The sequence below is a fragment of the Gordonia sp. LMA167 genome (assembly GCF_058130025.1).
This window is the reverse complement of the sequence record NZ_CM176708.1, coordinates 3547291-3568846: the sequence shown is the minus strand read 5'-3', so window position 1 is coordinate 3568846 and position 21556 is coordinate 3547291. Positions and strand designations below refer to the sequence as shown.

General features: G+C 68.0%; 21 protein-coding genes. All 21 read right to left on the bottom strand.

Going from position 1 to position 21556, the window contains the following annotated elements:
• Positions 1–9 precede the first annotated feature (9 nt).
• Entirely contained in the window at positions 10–453 is a 444-nt protein-coding gene (locus ACVT6V_RS16255; RefSeq protein WP_489894497.1) for a hypothetical protein, read from the bottom strand.
• Complete coding sequence (locus ACVT6V_RS16250) at positions 450–1520, bottom strand: hypothetical protein (RefSeq protein ID WP_489894495.1); 1071 nt, start codon at positions 1518–1520, stop codon at positions 450–452. Before ACVT6V_RS16250 ends, ACVT6V_RS16255 begins: the two co-directional genes overlap by 4 nt.
• Entirely contained in the window at positions 1517–1891 is a 375-nt protein-coding gene (locus ACVT6V_RS16245) for a hypothetical protein (protein WP_489894493.1), read from the bottom strand. The genes ACVT6V_RS16250 and ACVT6V_RS16245 overlap by 4 nt, the downstream gene beginning before the upstream one ends.
• A gap of 23 nt (positions 1892–1914) precedes the next feature.
• Positions 1915–2247 (bottom strand): YbaB/EbfC family nucleoid-associated protein, encoded by a 333-nt coding sequence (locus tag ACVT6V_RS16240; RefSeq protein ID WP_489894491.1) that lies wholly within the window; start codon positions 2245–2247, stop codon positions 1915–1917.
• A gap of 26 nt (positions 2248–2273) precedes the next feature.
• Positions 2274–3008: a tRNA (guanosine(37)-N1)-methyltransferase TrmD gene (gene trmD, locus ACVT6V_RS16235; protein ID WP_489894489.1), complete on the bottom strand. Its 735-nt coding sequence runs from the start codon at positions 3006–3008 to the stop codon at positions 2274–2276.
• A gap of 2 nt (positions 3009–3010) precedes the next feature.
• The gene (gene rimM / locus ACVT6V_RS16230) at positions 3011–3529 is read right to left on the bottom strand and encodes a ribosome maturation factor RimM (protein WP_489894487.1); all 519 of its coding nucleotides are present in this window, start codon (positions 3527–3529) and stop codon (positions 3011–3013) included.
• Between the two features lie 14 nt (positions 3530–3543).
• Positions 3544–3786: an RNA-binding protein gene (locus ACVT6V_RS16225; RefSeq protein WP_489894485.1), complete on the bottom strand. Its 243-nt coding sequence runs from the start codon at positions 3784–3786 to the stop codon at positions 3544–3546.
• Positions 3783–4250 carry a 30S ribosomal protein S16 gene (rpsP, locus tag ACVT6V_RS16220; protein ID WP_489894483.1) on the bottom strand — a complete coding sequence of 156 codons (468 nt, stop codon included), beginning with the start codon at positions 4248–4250 and terminating at the stop codon, positions 3783–3785. The genes ACVT6V_RS16225 and rpsP overlap by 4 nt, the downstream gene beginning before the upstream one ends.
• A gap of 481 nt (positions 4251–4731) precedes the next feature.
• On the bottom strand, positions 4732–5829 hold the full coding sequence (locus ACVT6V_RS16215) for an amidohydrolase family protein (RefSeq protein WP_489894481.1): 1098 nt from the start codon (positions 5827–5829) through the stop codon (positions 4732–4734).
• Positions 5830–5846: 17 nt separating this feature from the next.
• Positions 5847–7415 (bottom strand): signal recognition particle protein, encoded by a 1569-nt coding sequence (ffh, locus tag ACVT6V_RS16210; RefSeq protein ID WP_489894479.1) that lies wholly within the window; start codon positions 7413–7415, stop codon positions 5847–5849.
• Positions 7416–7464: 49 nt separating this feature from the next.
• On the bottom strand, positions 7465–10017 hold the full coding sequence (locus ACVT6V_RS16205; RefSeq protein ID WP_489894477.1) for a [protein-PII] uridylyltransferase: 2553 nt from the start codon (positions 10015–10017) through the stop codon (positions 7465–7467).
• A 99-nt stretch (positions 10018–10116) separates the two neighbouring features.
• Entirely contained in the window at positions 10117–10455 is a 339-nt protein-coding gene (locus ACVT6V_RS16200; protein ID WP_005176661.1) for a P-II family nitrogen regulator, read from the bottom strand.
• 49 nt (positions 10456–10504) lie between these two features.
• Positions 10505–11767: an ammonium transporter gene (locus tag ACVT6V_RS16195; protein WP_489894473.1), complete on the bottom strand. Its 1263-nt coding sequence runs from the start codon at positions 11765–11767 to the stop codon at positions 10505–10507.
• Positions 11768–12041: 274 nt separating this feature from the next.
• Positions 12042–13661 carry a signal recognition particle-docking protein FtsY gene (gene ftsY, locus ACVT6V_RS16190; protein ID WP_489894471.1) on the bottom strand — a complete coding sequence of 540 codons (1620 nt, stop codon included), beginning with the start codon at positions 13659–13661 and terminating at the stop codon, positions 12042–12044.
• Between the two features lie 79 nt (positions 13662–13740).
• Positions 13741–17346 (bottom strand): chromosome segregation protein SMC, encoded by a 3606-nt coding sequence (smc, locus tag ACVT6V_RS16185; RefSeq protein ID WP_489894469.1) that lies wholly within the window; start codon positions 17344–17346, stop codon positions 13741–13743.
• Between the two features lie 73 nt (positions 17347–17419).
• Positions 17420–17704, bottom strand: coding sequence for an acylphosphatase (locus tag ACVT6V_RS16180; RefSeq protein WP_489894467.1), 285 nt, complete (start codon positions 17702–17704; stop codon positions 17420–17422).
• Positions 17705–17709: 5 nt separating this feature from the next.
• Entirely contained in the window at positions 17710–18168 is a 459-nt protein-coding gene (locus tag ACVT6V_RS16175; RefSeq protein ID WP_489894465.1) for an OsmC family protein, read from the bottom strand.
• Complete coding sequence (gene mutM / locus ACVT6V_RS16170; protein ID WP_489894463.1) at positions 18165–19130, bottom strand: bifunctional DNA-formamidopyrimidine glycosylase/DNA-(apurinic or apyrimidinic site) lyase; 966 nt, start codon at positions 19128–19130, stop codon at positions 18165–18167. The genes ACVT6V_RS16175 and mutM overlap by 4 nt, the downstream gene beginning before the upstream one ends.
• 12 nt (positions 19131–19142) lie before the next feature.
• Positions 19143–19877 (bottom strand): ribonuclease III, encoded by a 735-nt coding sequence (rnc, locus tag ACVT6V_RS16165; RefSeq protein ID WP_489900839.1) that lies wholly within the window; start codon positions 19875–19877, stop codon positions 19143–19145.
• Positions 19878–19901: 24 nt separating this feature from the next.
• Entirely contained in the window at positions 19902–20417 is a 516-nt protein-coding gene (locus ACVT6V_RS16160) for a YceD family protein (RefSeq protein ID WP_489900838.1), read from the bottom strand.
• Between the two features lie 237 nt (positions 20418–20654).
• Positions 20655–21479 carry a DivIVA domain-containing protein gene (locus ACVT6V_RS16155; RefSeq protein WP_489894461.1) on the bottom strand — a complete coding sequence of 275 codons (825 nt, stop codon included), beginning with the start codon at positions 21477–21479 and terminating at the stop codon, positions 20655–20657.
• Positions 21480–21556 lie beyond the last annotated feature (77 nt).

Here is a 21556-nt window from a genome sequence, read left to right as displayed (position 1 = left end):
GGCCGCCGCTCAGCCTGCGTACCGGCTCAGCACGCTCTCCACCGCGGCAGGCCCCCGAAAGGCGACCGCCGCCTCGTAGGCGGCCTCACGCAGCCGGTCGCGTGGCTCGAGGCCCGCGGTGCCCGCGCCGATCACGTGGGCCACGCAGTTGAGTGCTCGCGCCTGGAAGAACGCGCGGTCGCGCGCATCGAGATCGCCTCGCCGTCTGGCCGCAAAAGCGCGTTGCTCATACTGCGCGAGCAGGCTGTTCACCTGGAGCTGACCGCTCGCCGACACCGTGCCCCGCTCGCGCAGTTCGGTCAGCGCGGCCGTGACGTCGGTGCTGTCTCCGATGTCGACGGCCGACATCACCGTGATCGCCAAGAAATACAGGCACTGCCGTAGGTCTTCCGCGGGTACTCGCTCGACCAGATCGCCGAGACCACCGCCCATCCGAGCGATCCGACTGTTCATGCCTCGTCCACCCGGACATCACCAGCGATGTCGAACACAGGGTCGTGAAAATCGCTCGGCGCGATCAGTTCGGCATCGAGATCGGTGAGCGCCGCGAGGGTGCCCGGCTCCATCGGCGTCGCCGCAGCGATGGCCGCGAGCATGGCGCCCGACCGGTTCATGTGGTCGACGATGGCCAGTTCGGCTGCACGGCCGTTGCCGACCAGGATCTCGTCGGCGGCGATTCCCACGCCCTCCCGCTCGTAGGGGTAGGGGTCGTCGCTGCCCACGACGACGGTGCGCGACCCGTCCGGTCCGAGTCCGATCCCGATCGCCATCCGCACCGCCCCGGCGACCGACGCCGGCAATCGCGACTGCAGCTGCGCGGCGCGGCGCTGCAACCATTCGGTGTCGGCGGTGGACAGCGCCGACACGTCGTCCCGTTCGGTCGCGGCGTGCCCCCCGGCGAGCGCCCCCGCGCCGGCGGCCAAGCCGCCCATCGCCGAGAAGGGCATCATGCCACTCGTGGCCGCAGGAGTCGGTTGATCACCGTCGTCATGACGATCCCCGGCCTTCTCGGCCTGTCCGGTGAACTCCTCGCCCGCCGCGGTCAGCGCCAGACGTCCGGCACCGGCAGCCATCACCCTCGCCGAGTCGTCGCCCAAGGTGGTCAGCAGATCGCCCCGCAGCCGCTCACGATCGGCCACCGACGCGACCACAGCCATCTCGTTGTGGGCGTGCACCGCGGCGTCCGCGTAGTCGTCCAATGCGGCCGCAGCGGCCTCGAGCCGCGTGACCGCGCGGTCGACGCCGGTGCCCGGAGTCCCGCTCAGCAGACGTTGCGCAGCGACGACGCCGTCGTGAAAATGACCCGATCCGCGCGCGAGATCGCGGTGGGCGGCAGCGATGTCGTCGGCCGCGACGGACGCGCGGGCGGCGAGATCACGGCACCGTGCCGCGGCTTGGCGCAGAGCCGGCACGTCGGCCGTCGGCCAGACGCCGGGCGCAAGGTCGTCGGCCAGCGCCCGGACCTCGGGCGGCACAGGTACCGGTACCGGGCCGGCGGATGATGCGGCGGGTCCCGTCATCGTGCACCCGAATCCAGCCGCAGGCCCAGGTCGCGGTCGGTGCCGCCGATTTCGCGCACTCCCCGGGCGATCAACGCCTGGTGATGGGATGTCGCGGTCCGTGCGTCGCCGACCGAGGAAGCGACATCGGCAGCCAACTGGGAGAATCTCCGACGGAAGGCGCGTGCGCCGTCATCGACACCGATCGCTGCGTCCGCCTCGCCGAGCACAGCGCTCACCTCATCGACAAGGCGTCCGAGATCGGCGGCGGCCGCCGACATCCGCGACGAGAGTTCGATCATCGCGGAGACGTCCGTCTGTAGTCGCGCGCCGGCGCGTCCTCCTGCTGTTTCCGGTGTCGGCATCCCGTCACCGACCGGCCCTTCACTCATCCAACTCCCCCTGATGGTCTCGGTCAGGCGTGCCGCTCAGCCCGAATGTCGGCGTAGTCGGGTGAGGGTTGGACGGCCGCAGCCAGGATCTGGTTCCGTCGGTCATGCAGATGCCGGTCGGCTTCGGTGACCAACGCGGTGATCTGAGCCGACAACTGCTCGGCGCGGTAGCGGCGCATCGCGCGCGGGTCGATCTCCAGGTCCACCAGCAGTCCGCGGGCATCCACGGTCACCGACACGAGTCGATCAGTACTCACCGCACGGGCCGTCATCTGTGCCATCGCGTCTCCGACCCGACTGAGCTCGGCACGCTGCCGTGACAGTTCCTCGAGCATGTCCGACCACCGATCCACCATGAGCCCCCTCCGCCGGTGCGACGATCCTATCCGGCGGTGTTGCCGGGCACGTCGCGGTGGGCCGAACCGTCGTCGGCGCCGCCGCCGGCCAGCAGGTCAGGACGTCGCTCTCGGGTACGCGCCAACGACTGCTCGTGACGCCAGGCAGCCACCTTCGCGTGATTGCCGGACAACAGGACCGGCGGCACCTCGAGTCCGCGCCAGGTCTCCGGTCGGGTGTAGCTCGGACCTTCCAGCAATCCGTCGGAGAACGAATCCTCTTGGTGTGATTGGGGATTGCCCAACACTCCGTCGATCAACCGGACGGTCGCCTCGATCATCGCCATCGTCGCGACCTCACCGCCGATGAGGACGAAATCCCCCAGGGAGACCTCCTCGACGCGAACACGTCGTGACGCATCGTCGAAAACCCGTTGGTCGATTCCCTCGTAGCGCCCGCAGGCAAACACCAGGTGCTGCTCGCGACTCCACCGCTGCGCCGTCTGCTGGGTGAACGACACCCCGGCCGGCGTCGGGACGACCAGCAGCGCATCGTCGGGACACACCTCGTCCAGGCACGGACCCCACACGTCGGGCTTCATCACCATGCCCGGGCCGCCGCCGTAGGGGGAATCGTCGACGCTGCGGTGCACGTCGTGGGTCCAGTCGCGCAGATCGTGCACGTCGACACTGATCCGCCCCTTGTCGATCGCCTTGCCCAGCAACGCAACTCGCAGCGGCGTCAGGTATTCGGGAAAGATCGAGACGACGTCGATACGCACCGTCACGCCTCGGGGTCGAGCAGGCCGTCCGGCGGATCGATGACGAGGCCGTCCGCTGTCACGGTGGGCACGATCTCACGGACGAACGGTATGAGCACCTCACGGCCATCCGGGGTTCGGACGGCGAGAATGTCGTTGGCCGGCAGGTGCAGCACCGACGACACCGCGCCGACCTCGGCACCCGTCACGGTCGATACCGGCAGACCCTCGAGTTCGTGGTCGTAGAACTCGTCGGGATCGGACCCGGAGTCGACCTCGGAACTGTCGATGAGGAACAGGGTGCCCCGCAGCGCGTCCGCGGCGGTGCGGTCGGCCACCTCGTCCAGCGACAGCAACAGCCGCCCGGCGTGTTCCCGGGCGGCTGTCACGGTGAAATTCTTCTCGCCCCCACCGCGCGGCAAGCGTGCACGGAGGGCGGTTCCCGGCGCGAACCGCGCGTCGGGATCATCGGTGCGGACGTCCACGACGACCTCGCCCCGCACGCCGTGCGATTTGGCCACACGGCCAACCACGAGATCCATCGCGGAGCGTTCGCTCAGCGGTCGGTGTCGACGATGTCCACACGCATCCCACGGCCACCGATGCCGGTGACCAGGGTGCGCAGGGCAGTCGCGGTGCGGCCGTTGCGGCCGATCACCTTGCCGAGATCATCAGGGTTCACATGAACCTCGACCAGACGTCCACGACGGCCGGTGATCATCTCCACCCGCACATCGTCGGGGTTGCCGACGATCCCGCGGACGAGGTGTTCGACGGCGTCGGCGACAACTGCGCTCACGCGTCCGCCTTGGCGTCGCCCTCGGCGGCCGGGGTCTCGTCGGCAGCTGCCTCGGCAGGCGCCTCGTCGGCCTTCTTGGCAGCCTTCTTCTTCGGCGTGGTGGCCTCGGCGACCGGGGCGCTGTCGGCCGCGGCCAGGGCGGCGTTGAAGAGGTCCAGCTTGGACGGCTTGGGCGCCGGGGTCTTCAGGGTGCCCTCGGCACCCGGCAGGCCCTTGAACTTCTGCCAGTCTCCGGTGACCTTGAGGATGGCGGCGACCGGCTCGGTCGGCTGCGCGCCGACTCCCAGCCAGTACTGGGCGCGCTCGGAGTCGACCTCGATCAGGCTCGGCTCTTCCTTCGGGTGGTACTTGCCGATGGTCTCGATCACCCGGCCGTCGCGGCGGGTCCGAGAATCAGCGACGACGATGCGGTACTGCGGGTTGCGGATCTTGCCGAGACGGGTGAGCTTGATCTTGACTGCCATGTCTTCTTCCTTCAGTGGTCACTGCGCAATTCAGCGATCCGCCCGTGTGGCGAACCCGGTTTTGCGATCTGTTCCGGTGTGACCGTCGGTCGGTACGTAACCGGGTCCGACGAACCAGCGTGCAATTCTGCCAGACGAGGGGGTCGGACCGGAAATCGTCATCTGCGCCGAAGGCGCGACAGGTACCGGCCGAGCACGAGAAGGTGGGGCGGGTTCGACATGTGGTTACCCACCCCGCTGAAGGTAACCACATGTCCGCGCACTCGACCGCTGAGGTCTCGACGCCCGGTCTCGTCGGCGGCCCTCCCCTGACCTGCTGCGACGTGACACTGGGCGTGGTCTCAGACGCCCGCGAACCCTGCAACGCTACGGCTACTTTACCAGCCGGTAAGTTAGCAAAACCAGCTCGCCGAACGTGGTTTACATCACACGAATAGGTCACATTCGTGCCGCCGAACTGGGGATTTCCGCGGCGCGACGCCTAGGAGATGGTTAGCCCCGAGCAAACGATCGAGCGAGGGCGACGCAACGTGGTCAGGTCTTCGCGGGGATCGTCGTGCAGAACGATGAAGTCGGCCCGGTCGCCCTCGCCGAGCAGTCCCGCGCCGAGCCACTCGCGGGGCGCAACACTGGCCGCGCGCAGCGCCGCCTCGGCACCGAAGCCGACCGCCGCCATCGCCTCCATCTCGTCGACGATGCGCCCGTGCTCGACGAAACCACCCGCGTCGGTGCCGGCGAACATCTGCACACCTGCCTCGCGTGCGGCGGCGAACACGGCCTCGGCGTTGCTGTACAGCTTGCGCATGTTGGCCTGGTAGCTCGGGAACCGGTCCGCGCCGTCGGCGATGCCCGGGAAGTTCTCCACCTGGATGAGGGTGGGCACCAGGGCGATCGAGCGTTGCACCATCGCATCCATCAGGTCGGTGGTCAGGCCGGTTCCGTGTTCGATGCAGTCGACGCCTGCGTCGATGAGATCAGGGAGGGCGTCCGAGCCGAACACATGCGCGGTGATCCTCGCCCCTTCGGCGTGCGCCGCGGCCACGGCGGCCCGGAGCTGACCAGGGGTCCACAGCGGTGCCAGATCCCCGACCTCGCGATCGATCCAGTCGCCGACGATCTTCACCCAGCCGTCTCCGGCCCGGGCCTGCCGGGTCACCTCGTCGGCGAGTTCGTCCGGATTCTCCAGGTCGATTCCGTAATCCCGCAGGTAGCGCTTGGGCCGCGCGATGTGCTTTCCGGAACGCAGGAAGCGCGGGCATGACGGGTCGGCGTCCAGGGGGTGGGTGTCCAGCGGGGATCCGACCTCTCGGATCAGCAAGGTGCCCGCCCGCGCGTCGGCCCGCGCGTACTCGCGGGCGCGGTCGATCGTCACACCGAGCCCCGGCGCGATACCGACGTGGTTGTGCGCATCCACCAGGCCCGGGATGATCCAGCCGTCGTCGATGACCGTGTGCGCCGATGCCACGGGCTCCCGGGTGATCGTGTCACCGACCACCCAGAGGTCCAGCTGTTCATCGGTGAACGGATCGCGCCCCCGGTAGTGCCGTACCTGATCGTCCGTGGTCGCTGCGATCCCCAATGAACTGGCCTCCGCGTCTACTTCTTCTTCGGCTGCTGGAACTGTGAGACGTCGATTCCCTCGAGCCCCGGCGGGAGCTCGTCGAGACCGGCCGGCATGTTCGACAGGTCGGGGAAACCGCCTGGCATCCCGGGCATTCCGGCCATGCCCGGGAACCCGCCCCGCACCTTCGGTGGGGTCGGCCCCCGGCTCTTGCCCTTGCCCTTCTTGCCCTTGCCCTTCTTGCGGTTGACCTTGCGGCCGCCGCCCATGCCCATCCGGCCCGACATCTGCGACATCATCTTGCGGGCTTCGAAGAATCGGTCGACGAGCTGGTTGACCTCGCTGACCGTGACTCCCGATCCGTTCGCGATGCGCAGCCTGCGCGACGCGTTGATGATCTTGGGGTTGTCGCGTTCGGCCGGGGTCATACCGCGGATGATCGCCTGCACACGGTCGAGTTGCTTGTCGTCGACCTGTGACAGCGCGTCCTTCATCTGACCCGCGCCGGGCAGCATGCCGAGGATGTTCCCGATGGGGCCCATCTTGCGGATCATCAGCATCTGGTCGAGGAAGTCCTCGAGGGTCAGGTCACCCTGGGTGATCTTCGCCGCGGCCGCTTCCGCCTGTTGCGCGTCCCAGTGCTGTTCGGCCTGCTCGATGAGCGAGAGCACGTCGCCCATACCGAGGATCCGGCTCGCCATGCGGTCGGGATGGAACACGTCGAAGTCGTCGAGCTTCTCCCCCGACGACGCGAACATGATGGGACGCCCGGTCACCTCGCGGACCGAGAGCGCCGCGCCGCCGCGGGCATCACCGTCGAGCTTGGTGAGCACGACGCCGGTGAAGCCCACACCCTCCTGGAAGGCCTCGGCCGTGCTGACCGCGTCCTGACCGATCATCGCGTCGACGACGAAGAGCACATCGTCGGGTGAGGTGGCCTCGCGGATGTCGGACGCCTGCCGCATCAGCTCTTCGTCGATACCCAGACGGCCGGCGGTGTCGATAACGACCACGTCGTAGTGCTGCGCCGTCGCCTCGGCCACACCGGCACGGGCCACCCCGACGGGGTCGCCCGAGGTGACACCGAGCTCACCCGCCCCGCCGACACTCGTACCGGGATGAGGCGCGAAGACCTTGACGCCCGCCTGCTCACCGACGATCTGCAACTGGGACACCGCTCCGGGGCGCTGCAGGTCACAGGCCACGAGCAACGGGGTGTGCCCCTGCTTCTTCAGCCAGTGACCGAGCTTGCCTGCCAGTGTCGTCTTACCGGCACCCTGGAGGCCGGCCAGCATGATGACCGTCGGCGGCTTCTTGGCGAAGCTGATGCGCCGGGTCTCGCCACCCAGGATGCCGACCAGTTCGTCGTTGACGATCTTGACGACCTGCTGGGCCGGGTTGAGCGCACCCGAGACCTCGGCACCCTTGGCCCGTTCCTTGATCTTGGCGATGAAACCGCGCACGACCGGGAGCGAGACGTCGGCCTCGAGGAGCGCCAGACGGATCTCACGGCAGGTGCGGTCGATGTCGGCGTCGGACAACCGGCCTTTGCCGCGAAGGTCCTTGAGGGCACCGGCCAACCGATCGGAAAGCGAATCGAACATTCCTCTAGTCTTCCATGCTCGCGGCGAGAAGCTGATGCCGTGGCCTCGGTCAGCTGATGGGGACCCCGGATCGCGCCGTGCCGCCATAGCCCTCCGGACCGTCCCCACCGTTCTCGGACCGGGGTTGCGGGGGTGGGCAAACGGAGATGACGTCGTCGGCGAGCGCCGTACGTGCGGCCTCCCCGTCGTTCGGCAAGAGCAGGCAGAAAGTGTCGATGACGGTGTTGCCCAGGGTGGTCACCTTGGCCCAGCGGACCTGGGCCCCGTGCCGTTCGATCACGGCGCTGACCCGGCTCAACAACCCGATCCGGTCATCGGTGCGCAGCTCCATCAGGATCGCGCCGTCGTCGGTCCCGGCGTAACTCTGGGATTCCTCGCCGACGACCGGCTCCACCCAGAGGACCCGCGGCGGGGCGACGGCAAACAAGGCCGGGACGGCATTCTTGGGATGTCCACCGCCGTCGACCGCCGGGTCGGTGCTGCCGGCCGATGCCGCGGCACCCGCCACGCCGGGTACCGAGGCGATCGTCGGGATCGGCGATTCGGCCTCGCGGGCGTCGAGCCGCGCGATCACATCGATCTTGCCGTCCACCGCGGCCATCAACTGCTGCCGCATGAGCCCCGCCTCCGGCGGGCTGCCGAACAGCGGGACCACGACAAACGTGTTGACCGCACTGCCCGCATGACCCTGCACGGTCGCCGCGTGCGACCGAAGTCCGTTGAGCCCGAGGACACCGGCCATCTTGGACAGCAAGCCCGGCACGTCGGGCGCCACCATCGTCACCCGGAAGGTGTGGGAACCGTCCGCGGGCTCCATCTCCACCGAGTACCCGCCGGCCTCGGCGAGCGCGATCAGTTCCGGCGACAGCGGATCCGGCCGCGCGAGTTCATCTCCGTCGATCAACCGGAACGCGCGACGCACGAGATCGTTGATGAGCGAAGCCTTCCACTCACCCCAGACTCCCGGCCCGGTCGCGAGCGAGTCCGCCTCGGCGAGCGCGGCCAGCAGCTCCAGCAGCACGCGGTTGTAGCCGAGGGTCTGTGCCACCGATTCCGCGGTGGCGGGGTCGTCGAGGTCGCGTCGGGTCGCGACGGTCGGCAGCAACAGGTGGTGTCGCACCATCTCGGACAGGATCGTGACGTCCTGAGGCCACAACCCGAACCGGTTGCCGACCTGGATGGCCAGGTCGGCACCGACGATGCTGTGATCGGCTCCGCGTCCCTTGCCGAGATCGTGCAAGAGCGCGCCGAGGACGAGCAGATCCGGTCGCGACACCCGGGTGGTCATCGATCCGGCGTGGGCGGCGGTCTCCACGAGGTGACGATCGACCGTCCAGGTGTGGATGGCGTCCCGGGGTGGCAGGTCGCGGACCGCTCCCCACTCCGGCAACAGCCGGCCCCACAGACCGGTACGGTCGAGGGCCTCGATCGGGTCGACCATGTGATGCCCGGAACCCAACAACACCAACAGGTCGCTGAGCGCCTCCCCGGGCCACGGCTCGCGCAGCTCGGGCGCGTAGTCGGCCAGGCGGCTCAACGTCGACGCACTGATCGGCAGGCCGGTGCGTGCCGACGCCGCCGCCACCCGCAAAATCAGGCCCGGGTCCTTACTCGGAATGGCGTTGCGCGCCAACACGATCTCACCGTTGTGCTCGACCACTCCCTCGTCGAGCGGTCGCCGGATCGGTGACCGCCGCAACTTCGCCAGGCCGCGTCGGGGCAGCGCATTGCCCGCCGTACGCAACCCGACGTCGATGGAGTAGCTGATGGTGCGCGCCGAGTCGCTGATCACCCGGGCGAGATCGAAGCGATCCCCGATCCGCAGCGCGGCGCCGATCTCGTCGGCGTCCTGCGCACGGACCTGCTCGCGGGGGCGTCCCGCGATCCGGTGCAGTTCGGTCCGGATGTCGAGGAGCCGGCCGTAGGCCACCTGCGGACCCGCACCGGGCGAATCCGGGCGCAGACTGGCCATGCCATCGGTGAGCTGGGCGATCGCCAAGGCACCCAGCAGCTGCACATCACGCAATCCGCCCCGCCCGTTCTTCAGGTCCGGCTCGGCCCGGTGCGCGATGTCGCCGGCGCGACGCCACCGGTCCTGCGCATGCGCGACGACCGCAGGGAACCGATCGCGGATCTCGGTGCGCCACTGCTGACGCACCCCGCTGATCAGCAATGCGGACAGGTCCTCGTCACCCGCGATGTGGCGTGCCTCCAGCAATCCCAGTGCCGCGCTGACGTCCTCGGCGGCCACCTGCAGCGCCTGCGGAACCGTCCGAACACTGTGATCCAACGGAATGTTGGCGTCCCACAACGGATACCAGAGTCCGTCGGCCACCTCGGCCACCTGATCCGGCGGCATCGCATCGTGCAGCAGGATCAGGTCGAGGTCTGAGAACGGAAGCAGTTCGCCGCGTCCGAGCCCACCGACGGCGACGATGGCGTAGCCACTGTCGGACCGGACCCCCAATTCGGCGCCCTTGCTGGTCAGCCAGAACTCGTGCAGATCGACGAGCACCTGCCGAAGTCCGGGCGCGTCGAGCTTGCCCGCCCGACCGGACTCCAGGAGCTGCCGGCGTGTCGCCGCGAGATCTGTTGCTGCCACGAGGGTTTCGCACTTCCTATGTGATGGACGCGGCCCCGCGCCTGAAACGTCAGACGCGGGGCCGTGTACTTGTTGTCCAAGAGGGCATCTGCCCCGATCTCAGAGCGCGTCGGCGCCGCGTTCTCCGGTTCGCACGCGTACGACCGATTCGACCGGTGAGACCCACACCTTCCCGTCACCGATCTTTCCGGTGCGGGCCGCCTCGACGATCACGTCGACGACCTTGTCCACAGCCGCGTCGTCGACGACGACCTCGACACGTACCTTGGGTACGAAATCGACCGAGTACTCGGCGCCGCGGTAGACCTCGGTGTGACCCTTCTGCCGTCCGTAACCCTGGACCTCACTGACGGTCATACCCAGGATTCCGGCCTGTTCCAGTCCGGCCTTGACGTCCTCAAGCGTGAACGGTTTCACGATTGCGGTGATCAGCTTCATGAGTTATCCCTCTCCACGAGAGTCAGCGTAGTGGTGAATGTGTGAGGTTTCATGCCAGTTCATATGCCGTCTCCGCATGTTCGGCCTCATCGATGCCGCCGTGCTCGTCCTCGGTGCTGACCCGCCAGCCGAGCGGCTTGAGCGCGAGCGCGATGATCGTGGTCAGAATTCCGGTGAATGCCAATGCGAACAAGGCGATCACGAGCTGCACGACCAACTGCTTGTAGTCGCCGCCCCAGAACAGGCCGGTGTCCTTGGCGAGGAAGCCGATGCCGATGGTTCCCCACAGGCCCGAAACCAGGTGCACACCCACGACGTCGAGCGAGTCGTCATAGCCGAACTTGAACTTCAGCCCGATGGCCAGCGCCGAGAGAATACCGGCGATGACGCCCAGGATCATCGATCCGACCGGGGTGAGAGCCCCACACGCGGGAGTGATGGCGACCAGACCGGCGACGATGCCCGAAGCGGCTCCGACGCTGGTCATGTGCTTGTCTCGGAAGCGCTCGACGGCGAGCCAGCCGATCATCGCGGCTGCGGTGGCGGCGGTGGTGTTCACCCACACCATGCCCGCGGTCATGTCCGCGGCGAGTTCCGAACCGGCGTTGAAGCCGAACCACCCGAACCAAAGGATCGCAGCGCCCAACATGACGAACGGGATGTTGTGCGGACGGTAGGCGGTCTTGCCGAAACCGCTGCGGATACCGATGATCAGCGCGAGCACGAGACCGGCCATACCGGCGTTGATGTGGACCACGGTGCCGCCGGCGAAGTCGATCGGAGCGACGTTGGCCTCCCCATCGGTCGACCCGAACATCCACGACGCGAAGCCCGTCTCGGCGCCCGACATGATGCCACCGCCCCACACCATGTGGGACAGCGGGAAGTACACGATGGTGGCCCAGATGACACTGAAGACCAGCCAGGTCGAGAACTTGACGCGTTCCGCGACCGAACCGCTGATCAGGGCAACCGTGATCACGGCGAAGGTCAGCTGGAATGCGAGGAACACGAACGACGGAATCGATCCGCCGCCGGTCACGACCTTGTCATCCCCCATGGTGTCGGCCAACTGGCCGGAACCGAACAGAGCAAACGGATTGGAGAACATCCCCCAGATGTCGTCATCGCCGGTGATGCCGTTGCCGAAGGACATCGAGAATCCCCACAGCACGTACACCACGCTGACCGTGGCGATCGACCCGAACGACATCATCATCATGTTCAGGACCGACTTGCCTCGAGAAAGCCCCCCGTAGAAGAAGGCCAGGCCCGGTGTCATGAAGAGCACGAGCGACGCGCTGGCGAGCATCCAGGCGGTGTCACCTGTATCCGGTACGCCAAAAGCGTCTTCTGGCAGCGCCAAAAACACTGTATAAACCTCCCTAGAATGCGCCGACGGCTCGGCGCCTCCAAAGAGACTGTCCGTACTCGGTTTCATCCGTGGTGCCCTGATGTTTCCGGAACGTGAACCAGTGGGCGCTTTATATTGCGGCTACGTAAAGTCGCAGTTCGGACCTCAGCCCGTTCTCAGGGTCTCCGAAGCATCTGGCGCAGGCGGTTCACAGTCGTGAAACACGTTGGCACTACAGCAAAGCGTCGACGAACGCTTCCGGTTCGAACGGTGCCAGATCGTCGGCGCCCTCACCGAGCCCGACGAGCTTGACCGGAACACCGAGTTCCTCCTGCACGTGGAAGACGATGCCGCCCTTGGCGGTGCCGTCCAGCTTCGTCAGCACGACACCGGTGATGTCGACGACTTCGGCGAACACGCGCGCCTGCGTGAGTCCGTTCTGTCCGACCGTCGCATCGAGTACCAGCAACACCTCGTCGACCGGCGCCTTCTTCTCGACAACCCGCTTGACTTTGCCGAGTTCGTCCATCAATCCGGTCTTGGTGTGCAGTCGCCCGGCGGTGTCGATCATGACGACGTCGACACCGGTGTCGATGCCCTTGGCGACCGCGTCGAACGCCACCGAGGCGGGATCGGCCTGTTCCTTGCCGCGCACCACATCGGCACCGACCCGCTCGCCCCATGTCTGCAGCTGATCGGCGGCGGCGGCGCGGAAGGTGTCGGCGGCACCGAGCAACACCCGGCGCCCGTCCGCCACCAGGACACGTGCCAGTTTGCCTGTCGTGGTCGTCTTGCCGGTGCCGTTGACGCCGACGACGAGCACCACGGCGGGTCGACCGGCATGCGGCAGGGCCCGGACCGAGCGATCGAGCTCCGGCCAGAGCTGGTCGACGAGGACCCGTCGCAGCAGCGCCCGCGCCTCGTCCGCGGTGCGCACGTTGCTGGTCGCGAGTTCACTCCGCAGGCGATCGACAACGGCCATCGTGGCGGTCGTGCCGAGATCGGCCATCAACAGCGTGTCCTCGATCTCCTCCCAACTCTCCTCGTCGAGGTCGCCGGCACCGAGCAACCCGAGCATGCTCTTGCCGATCGCGCCCTGCGACCGCGACAGCCGACCCCGGAGGCGGCCGAGACGTCCGGCGGTGGGCGCGATCTCCTCGCGACGTTCCGGTGCCAGGGCGACCTCGGGTTCGGGTTCGACCACCGGAGTCGGTTCCGGTGCCGGGGCGAGCTCTGAGACCGGGGCCTCCGGCTCCGCCTCCACGGTTCCGGCGTCGATGCCGGTCTCCAGCGTGTCGGATTCCAGGGTGTCGGATTTCACCGCGCCGTCCGTGACGGAGGGGGTGTCCTCGTCGACCACGGGTGACTCGAAGAGCTCGGCCGGGGTCTCCGGCACCTCGACGGACGTGTCCGCTTCGGTCAATCCAGGGGTGTCGACTCCGGCCGTGTCGGTATCGTCCGTGTCGGTATCGGGCAGCGCGACGTTCTGGATGCCGCGTCGGACCGAGTCACGCGGAACCGACGCATCGTCACCGACGCCCGGCTGTCCGTCGACCTCGGTTCGTTCCACCGGCGGTGTCGGCGCGCCGGGCGCGGCAGGCGGCTCGACCGGTTCCGGCGGCTCGGCCAGGCCGACTCCCCCGGCGCCGCCCTGGCTGAAGCTGAAGCCCGTGCCGGCCTTGTAACCCCCCGATTTGTCCACCTGTGGGGTCGTGCCGTCGATCGGCCCCTGCTTCGACGTGTCATCGGACAGCGAGATCCGTCGGCGACGGGACAGCGCCACGCCGCCCGCGACCAGTGCGATGAGCACGAGAACCGCGATGACGATGCCGATGATGATCTGGGTGTTCACTGAGGATTCGCCCCTGTCGGTTGTGCGGTTCGATCAGCCGGTACCGGTGATCGATCGAACCGCGTTCACTTGTGGTCGGTCAGGTCGGGTCGGGTGTGGGGCCGACCGGGATGTCGACGCCGCGCAGCCGCTGGGAGATCACCGTGGTGATGCCGTCGCCGCGCATGCTGACGCCGTACAGCGCGTCCGCCACCTGCATGGTCGGCTTCTGGTGCGTGATCACGATCAGCTGGGAGCGTTCCCGGAGCTGCTCGAACAAGGCGATCAGGCGGCGCAGGTTGGTGTCGTCGAGTGCCGCCTCGACCTCGTCCATCACGTAGAACGGTGAGGGTCGGGCCCGGAAGATCGCCACCAGCATGGCCACCGCGGTGAGCGACTTCTCCCCACCGGACAGCAGCGACAGCCGCTTCACCTTCTTACCCGGCGGCCGGGCCTCCACTTCGATGCCGGTGGTCAGCATGTCCCCTGGTTCGGTCAGGATCAATCGTCCCTCGCCGCCTGGGAACAGCGTCGTGAAGACCTCCGCGAACTCGCGCTCGACATCGGCGTAGGCCTCGGTGAACACCTGCAGAATCCGCGCGTCGACCTCCTCCACCACCGAGAGCAGATCGCGGCGGGCCGCCTTCACGTCCTCGAGTTGCGCCGACAGGAAGTTGTAGCGCTCCTCGAGGGCGGCGAACTCCTCGAGCGCCAGCGGGTTCACCCTGCCCAGCGTGTTGAGGTCCTTCTGGGCCTTCTTGGCCCGGGTCTCCTGTGTCGCCCGGTCATAGGGCAGCGGCGCAGGTGCGACAACCGATTCACCACGGGCTTTTGCCTGTTCGTACTCGTGCATCTCGAGCGCCGACGGCGGCATCGGTACGTCGGGACCATACTCGGCGACGAGGTCGTCGGGGGCGATGGCGAACGACTCGAGGATCTGTTCCTCGAGCTGCTCGATGCGCAGTGCGGCCTGTGCGCGCGCCACCTCGTCGCGGTGGACCGCGTCTTTGAGAGTGTTCAGTTCGGCATTGAGTTGAGCGGACTGGTTCTTCAGCTCGTCGACCGTCGCGGTGCGTTCGATCCGTATCCGTTCGAGCTCATCGCGGCCCGCCTGCGCCGACTGCACGGCCAGTGACAACCGTTGGGAGACCTCGGCCCCGGCCGCGGCGACCGCGGTGGCCACCGATGCCGCATGACGCCGTGCCCGGTCCTGGCGCTCCGCACGCACGCGTGCCTCCCGTTCGCGCTGCGCCGCTCGCCGCAGCGAGTCCGCCCGACCGCGAACCGAGGCCAGGCGCTCTTCCGCGGTCCGCAGCTGCAGGCGTGCCTCCATCTCCGTGGCACGGGCCGCGGAGACCGCCTCGGCGGCCGCGGTGCGGGTCATCTCGTCGGAGACCTGGGCCGGTTCCGTATCCGACTCGTCGCGCGCGTAGCGGAGCCGTTGTTCGAGTTCATGCAGTTCGGACAGCATGCCCGCACGACCCTCTTCGGCCTTGTCACGCTGTCGTGCCAACCGGTCGGCCTCGGCGCGTGCCGCACGGATCTCGTGCCCCAGCCGGGCCATCTGCTCGTAGGTGCCGCCGACGTTCGCATCGGATTCGTGCAAAGCGGCCAGCGCCTCTTCGGCACTGTCACGTCGGCTGACCTGTTCGGCGAGCGCACCGTCGAGAGCCGCCTCGATCTCCTCCTGGCGCCGGCGTGCGGCGGCCAGTTCGGTGGTCGCTGCGTCGATCGACGACTGGACCTCCAGGGTGGAGGGTCGACGCGACGAGCCGCCCTCGATGGAACCGGGGCCGATGCGGTCGCCGTCGCGGGTGACCGTCCGCACCCGATGGCGCTGGGCGATGTCGAGCCCCTGCTGCGGTGTGTCGACCAGGACGGTGTCGGCGAGCATGAGATCGACGGCGGGCCGGATGGACGGCGGGCAGGTGACGACGCTCGTGGCCCAATGCGCCCCGTCGGGCAGGGTGATCTCGTCGTGTGTGGGCGCCTCCGGCAGACCACCGAGGATCAGGGCGGCACGGCCGCCGTCACCGGACTTGAGTGCGTCGAGAGCGTGGATGGCGGCGAGGGCATCGACGGTGGCGATCGCGTCGACCGCCGGTCCCAGGGCACCGGCGATGGCGGTCTCGAACCCGGATTCGACGGTCAACAGTTCTGACATCGGTGCCACGAGACCGTCCGGTGCGTTCTCCAACAGCCAGGCGCCGCCGTCGTTGCGTTCCAGACCCATGGCGAGCGCCTCGATCCGCGCGCTCAACGACGCGACCCGTTGCTCGGTCTCGCGTTGCTCGGTCTGCAGCGACGACACCCGTTCGTTGGCCTGGTTGAGCGCCGTCACCGAGCGTTCGTGATGCTCGTCGAGTCCATGCTCGGCGGCCTCGTACTCACCGAGGGTCGCGGCCGTCGCATCCTGCTGTGCCTGTGCGGCCTCTGCCCGCTCGTTGGCCGCCGCGATGGCAGTGGTGACGCGGGCCGTCTCCGCGTCGACCGATTCGGACTTCGTCCGGAGGTTGTCGACCTGCCCTTCCAGACGTGCGAGCCCCTCGCGACGGTCGGCGATGGCACGCACGGCGGCCAGGTGAGCGCGTTGCGCCTCGGCGGCCGCCTCCTCGCTGCTCGACAGCTCCGCCTGCACGGCCTCGAGGTACTCGGCGGCGGTGGTGACGGATTCACCGAGCTCTGCCTCGGTGAGCGCAGCTGCCTCGGCTTGTCGTTCGAGATCCTCGGGGTCGGGTCCGCTATTCGTTGTGGTCGGCTCGTTGAGGTAGCGACCGCGCTCGGCGGCCACCCGACAGGTCGCGTCCACCCGTTCGGCCAGCGCCGACAGGCGGAACCAGGTCTGACCTGCCGCGCTCGCCGCAGGCGCGACCTCGGCCAGTTGCTGTTCGTGCTCACGCAACTGTTCGGTCACGTGGTCGAGGCGCGCGGTCACCTCGTCCTGACGACCACGCACCTCGTCCTCGACGGCGTTGTGTTCGGCCATCTCGGTTCGTCGCGTCACGAGGTCGTCGGCGGCCAGCCGGAGCCGGGCATCGCGCAGATCGGCCTGTACGGTCTGGGCCCGTCGCGCCACCTCGGCCTGCCGACCGAGAGGCTTGAGCTGACGGCGCAGTTCGGCGGTGAGGTCGGTGAGCCGCGCGAGGTTCGCCTGCATCGAGTCCAGCTTGCGGACGGCCTTTTCCTTGCGCTTGCGATGTTTCAGGACGCCGGCGGCCTCCTCGATGAACGCGCGGCGGTCCTCGGGGCGCGACTCCAGGATCGCGGCCAGGCGCCCCTGCCCGACGATGACGTGCATCTCGCGACCGATACCCGAGTCGCTGAGCAATTCCTGGACGTCCATCAACCGGCAGGAGCTTCCGTTGATCTCGTACTCGCCCGCGCCGTCACGGAAAACGCGGCGGGTCACCGAGACCTCGGAGTATTCGATGGGCAGCGCACCGTCGGAGTTGTCGATGGTCAGGGTCACCTCGGCGCGGCCCAGCGGCGGGCGCCCGGAGGTCCCGGCGAAGATGACGTCCTCCATCTTGCCGCCGCGCAGCGCCTTTGCCCCCTGCTCCCCCATCACCCAGGTCAGGGCGTCGACGACGTTCGATTTACCCGACCCGTTCGGCCCCACCACACAGGTGATCCCCGGCTCGAATCGCAGCGTCGTCGCCGACGCAAACGACTTGAAGCCCTTGAGGGTGAGGCTCTTGAGGTGCACGACGGTACAGAATACTCACCATCGCGTGGTGAGGACGGCAGCACACGGACCCGCAGGGGCGTTCGGGTCCGATCTACCTCTCGACGAATCCGTGCAGGTCGCCGCGCGCGTCATCAAAACTCTCCACGACGACGTCGACCTTCCCGGGCGTGTCGCCGGAGCGCAGAGCCGCGAGCAGGGCGTCGGCGGCGTCCCGCGGCCCCTCGGCGATCACCAGGACCCGCCCGTCGGCCAGATTGGCGGCGTAGCCGACGAGTCCCAGCTCGAGTGCGCGCGATCGGGTCCACCACCGGAATCCCACGCCCTGCACCGTGCCGTGGACGTGCGCTGTGAGCCGGACGTTGTCGGTCGGGTTCATGACCGTCAGTCCGTCTCGATGGTCAGGTTCACCGTGGCGCCTGCCTTGATGGTGCGACCGACGGTGCACACGGCGTCGACCGCACGTTCGACGACGATCAGCAGTCGTTGCGCCGCATCGTCGTCGAGTTCGGAGAGATCGATCTCGAGGACCTCGTCGAGGACCGGGTAGACCTCGTTCTCGCGGTCGGCTGCACCGCTGACCCGCACGGTGGCGTCGTAGTCGTCGCCGAGGCGCCGCGACAACGGTCGGTCCGACGACATCCCGGTGCAGGCCGCCAACGCGATCTTGAGGAGTTCACCGGGAGTGAAGACGCCCTCGACATCCTCGGAACCGACCAGCACCTCGGCGCCGCGGGAGCTCCGCCCGGTGTAACGACGGGTGCCGGTGCGCTCGACCCAGAGGTCGGTGTGTGCGTGGTGTGCCGCGCCGGGATTCTGTGCGGTCTGTTGCTCGATCGTCATGGTCGCTGCTCTGATCCTTCTGCTCTGGTGCCGGTACTGGAGGGTGCGATGTCCACAACGCGAACGCCGACGTTCTGCTTCCGCCGCTCGGCGCGCTCGCGGCGCTGGCAACGCGGGCAGTAGTACGAGCTGCGGTTCATGAACTGTTCGCGGCGCATGATCGTGCCGCAGCGCCGGCACGGTTCCCCGGCGCGGCCGTAGGCGTTCAGCGAACGTTCGAAGTAACCCGACTGGCCGTTGACGTTCACATACAGCGAGTCGAACGACGTGCCCCCGACCACCAGGGCATCGGCCATCACGTCGGTCACCGCCGCGATCAGCTCGGTCACCTTGGCCCGACTCAGCCGGTCGGTCAGGCGGGTACCGTGAATCCGACTGCGCCACAACGCCTCATCGGCATAGATGTTGCCGACGCCGGAGATCACGGTCTGATCGAGCAGGGCACGTTTGATCTCGGTGTGTCGGCCCCGGATCGCGGTGACCACCCCGGCGAGGTCGAAAGCCGGATCGAACGGATCGGGAGCGATATGGGCGATCGATTCCGGCACCCTGGGGTCCGATGATCCGGTGGTCGGCTCGGCGTAGTCGTCGACATGCCAGCCGCCGAAGGTCCGCTGGTCGACGAACCGCAGCTCGTTGCCGTCGTCGAGGGTGGCCCGGATCCGCAGATGGATGTGATCGGGCGCTCCGGCCTCGGTGATCAGCATCTGGCCACTCATCCCGAGGTGGACGACGAGGGGGAACGAGTCGGGCTCCTCGCCGAGGTCGAGCCACAGGTATTTGCCGCGTCGGCGGACTCCGGCGACCCGGTGTCCCACGAGTCGGCCCACGAGGTCGTTTTCCCCACCGAGGTGGCGGCGAACGGATCGGGGATGCGCCACTTCCACCGACACGATTCGTCGATCCACGACATGATCCGCGAGACCCCGGCGCACGGTCTCGACCTCGGGCAGCTCCGGCACGTCAGCTCACCGTCAGCTCGACGCGGCGCGGTCGGTCAGCGCCTGCCACGCCAAGGCGGCGGCCTTTTGCTCGGCCTCCTTCTTGGTCCGGCCCGTGCCCTCACCGAGACTCTCGCCGGCCACCACCGCGACCGCGGTGAATTCCTTGTCGTGGTCCGGCCCGGTCGAGCTGATCTGATAGTGCGGCGGGCCGTGGCCGCCCTCGGCGGACAATTCCTGCAGTGAGGTCTTCCAGTCCAGCCCCGCGCCGAGATGTCCTGCGCGCCCGATGATCTCGTCGAAAAGGCCGAGAATGATCTCTTTGCACGTCGCCAGACCGTGTTCGAGGTAGAGCGCTCCGAACACCGACTCGAGTCCGTCGGCCAGGATGCTGTCCTTGTCGCGTCCGCCGGTCAGTTCCTCACCACGTCCGAGATAGAGGTGGCGCCCGAGTCCGCCGGGTCCGAGGTCGCGGGCGACGTCCGCCAGCGCGTGCATGTTGACCACGCTGGCCCGGATCTTGGCCAGCTCACCCTCGGAACGGTCGGGGTAGCGCAGGTAGAGGCGCTCGGTGATCACGACACCCAGCACCGAGTCGCCCAGGAACTCCAGCCGTTCGTTGGTGGGCAGGCCGCCGTTCTCGTAGGCATAGGACCGGTGCGTCAGCGCGAGCACCAACATCTCGGGCGAGAGCTGCGCGGGCAGTGCCGCGAGCAGATCGGCGAATTTGTCCTGTCCGGCAGCGGACTGACCGGCGTCATCGGTCATGTTCTGTCCATCGGTCACGACGCGTCAGTCTCCGCCCTTGCCCTGCGGATCGTCTTCTCCGGTCTCCGCCGGGGCGAACTTGTCCCGCAGGGCGGCCCACCGCGGATCGATCACATCGTGTGCGTGTCCGGGCTCGGCCACCGCAAGGCGTACACCGCACTCCGGGCACAGTCCCGGGCAGTCCTCCTCGCACAGTGGCGACATCGGCAGTTCGAGTGCTACGGCGTCGATGATCGGCTGTTCCAGGTCGAGCCGGTCATCGACGACCCGGTGCACGTCGTCGGCGTCGGTCGTCTGTTCGGTGGCACTGTCGGGGTAGGCGAAGAGTTCGGTGAGGAAAACGGTGACAGTGCCGTCCATCGGCTCGAGGCATCGTGAGCACTGCCCTTCGGTCTCGCCGCTCACGGTGCCGGTGACGAGCACACCCTCGTTGACCGCCTCCAACCGCAGATCGAGATCGACCTCGGAATCGGCGGGGATCGCGATCATGTCGAGACCGATCCGGTCCGGCGCGACGACGGTCCGGTGCACCTCGTCCATCGAGCCGGCGCGCCGGCCCAGGGAGCGCACATCGAGAACAAACGGACCGCTGTGTGCGCCGGCGCCTTCGGCGGTCACGCGCGCGGACTTGCCATGCCGGCCACCGCCGGAACCCGCCGCGACGCTCCGACTCATTGCTTGATCTGCCACAGTTGCACGATACGCCCGACCTGCGGTCTCTTCGAACGACATCCGGTCGAACACCGACCGGTCGCGCCCGCGCCCGCGATACGAGACTCAGACCGCGAGCGGCGAGCCCTGATCCTCGGTCCGATCACGCCCCGACACTCCGCCGCGCGCAGACGGTACGTCGTCGACGCTGCGGGGGTACTCGACATAGTCGTGCATGCCTGCTCCGGTCCGCAGCTGATGACGGCCACGGTTCACCGAACGCAGTGTCCCGGTGAGGATCTCCTCGAACTCTGCCAGCTTCTCGTCGACGTAGACGTCACAGTCGCCACGCAGACGATCGGCCTCGGCGTGCGCGGCGTCGATGATCCGTTCGGCCTCCGACTTCGACGCGGCGACGACCTCGGTCTCCGAGACCAGACGCTGCTGCTCGGCGATGCCGTCGGCCACCGACTTGTCGTAGCTGTTGTTGGCCGAGTCGATGGTGCGCTGCGCCTCTGCCCGGGCACGTCCGGTGACCGCCTCGAACTCGCGCGCGGCGCTCGTCGACAGCCGGTGCGCCTCGGCGCTCGCGTCCTCCACCAGCTGATGGCCGTGGGCGCCGGCCTCGTCGACCATGCGATCGGCCTGCGCCTTGGCCTCGGCCAGAATGCGATCGGCCTCGGCGCGTGCGTGCGCGAGCACCGCCTCGGACTCCGAATCGGCCTTGGTGATGACGGTCTCGGCGTGATCGCGGGCGTTTCCGACCAGCGAATCGCGTTGATCGAGCACGTCCTGGGCGTCGTCGAGCTCACCCGGGATCGAATCCTTGATGTCGTCGATGAGTTCGAGGACGTCGCCACGCGGAACGACGCAGCCCGCGGTCATCGGGACGCTTCGCGCTTCCTCGACGATGGCGGCGAGTTCGTCAAGCGCTTCAAATACCCGGTACACAGCTACCCCAATCCAGGCGCACGGCCTTGGTCTGCCAGTGAAACTACTGTGACCATTGTGCCGAATGGTGTCCGTGT

Coding starts and splice junctions, on each gene's coding strand:
- ACVT6V_RS16255 (WP_489894497.1), bottom strand. CDS start 453: ATGAACAGTCGGATCGCTCGGATGGGCGGTGGTCTCGGCGATCTGGTC.
- ACVT6V_RS16250 (WP_489894495.1), bottom strand. CDS start 1,520: ATGACGGGACCCGCCGCATCATCCGCCGGCCCGGTACCGGTACCTGTG.
- ACVT6V_RS16245 (WP_489894493.1), bottom strand. CDS start 1,891: ATGAGTGAAGGGCCGGTCGGTGACGGGATGCCGACACCGGAAACAGCA.
- ACVT6V_RS16240 (WP_489894491.1), bottom strand. CDS start 2,247: ATGGTGGATCGGTGGTCGGACATGCTCGAGGAACTGTCACGGCAGCGT.
- rimM (WP_489894487.1), bottom strand. CDS start 3,529: ATGGATCTCGTGGTTGGCCGTGTGGCCAAATCGCACGGCGTGCGGGGC.
- rpsP (WP_489894483.1), bottom strand. CDS start 4,250: ATGGCAGTCAAGATCAAGCTCACCCGTCTCGGCAAGATCCGCAACCCG.
- ffh (WP_489894479.1), bottom strand. CDS start 7,415: ATGTTCGATTCGCTTTCCGATCGGTTGGCCGGTGCCCTCAAGGACCTT.
- ACVT6V_RS16200 (WP_005176661.1), bottom strand. CDS start 10,455: ATGAAGCTGATCACCGCAATCGTGAAACCGTTCACGCTTGAGGACGTC.
- ACVT6V_RS16195 (WP_489894473.1), bottom strand. CDS start 11,767: ATGCTCGCCAGCGCGTCGCTCGTGCTCTTCATGACACCGGGCCTGGCC.
- ACVT6V_RS16180 (WP_489894467.1), bottom strand. CDS start 17,704: ATGAACCCGACCGACAACGTCCGGCTCACAGCGCACGTCCACGGCACG.
- ACVT6V_RS16175 (WP_489894465.1), bottom strand. CDS start 18,168: ATGACGATCGAGCAACAGACCGCACAGAATCCCGGCGCGGCACACCAC.
- rnc (WP_489900839.1), bottom strand. CDS start 19,877: ATGACCGATGACGCCGGTCAGTCCGCTGCCGGACAGGACAAATTCGCC.
- ACVT6V_RS16160 (WP_489900838.1), bottom strand. CDS start 20,417: ATGGACGAGGTGCACCGGACCGTCGTCGCGCCGGACCGGATCGGTCTC.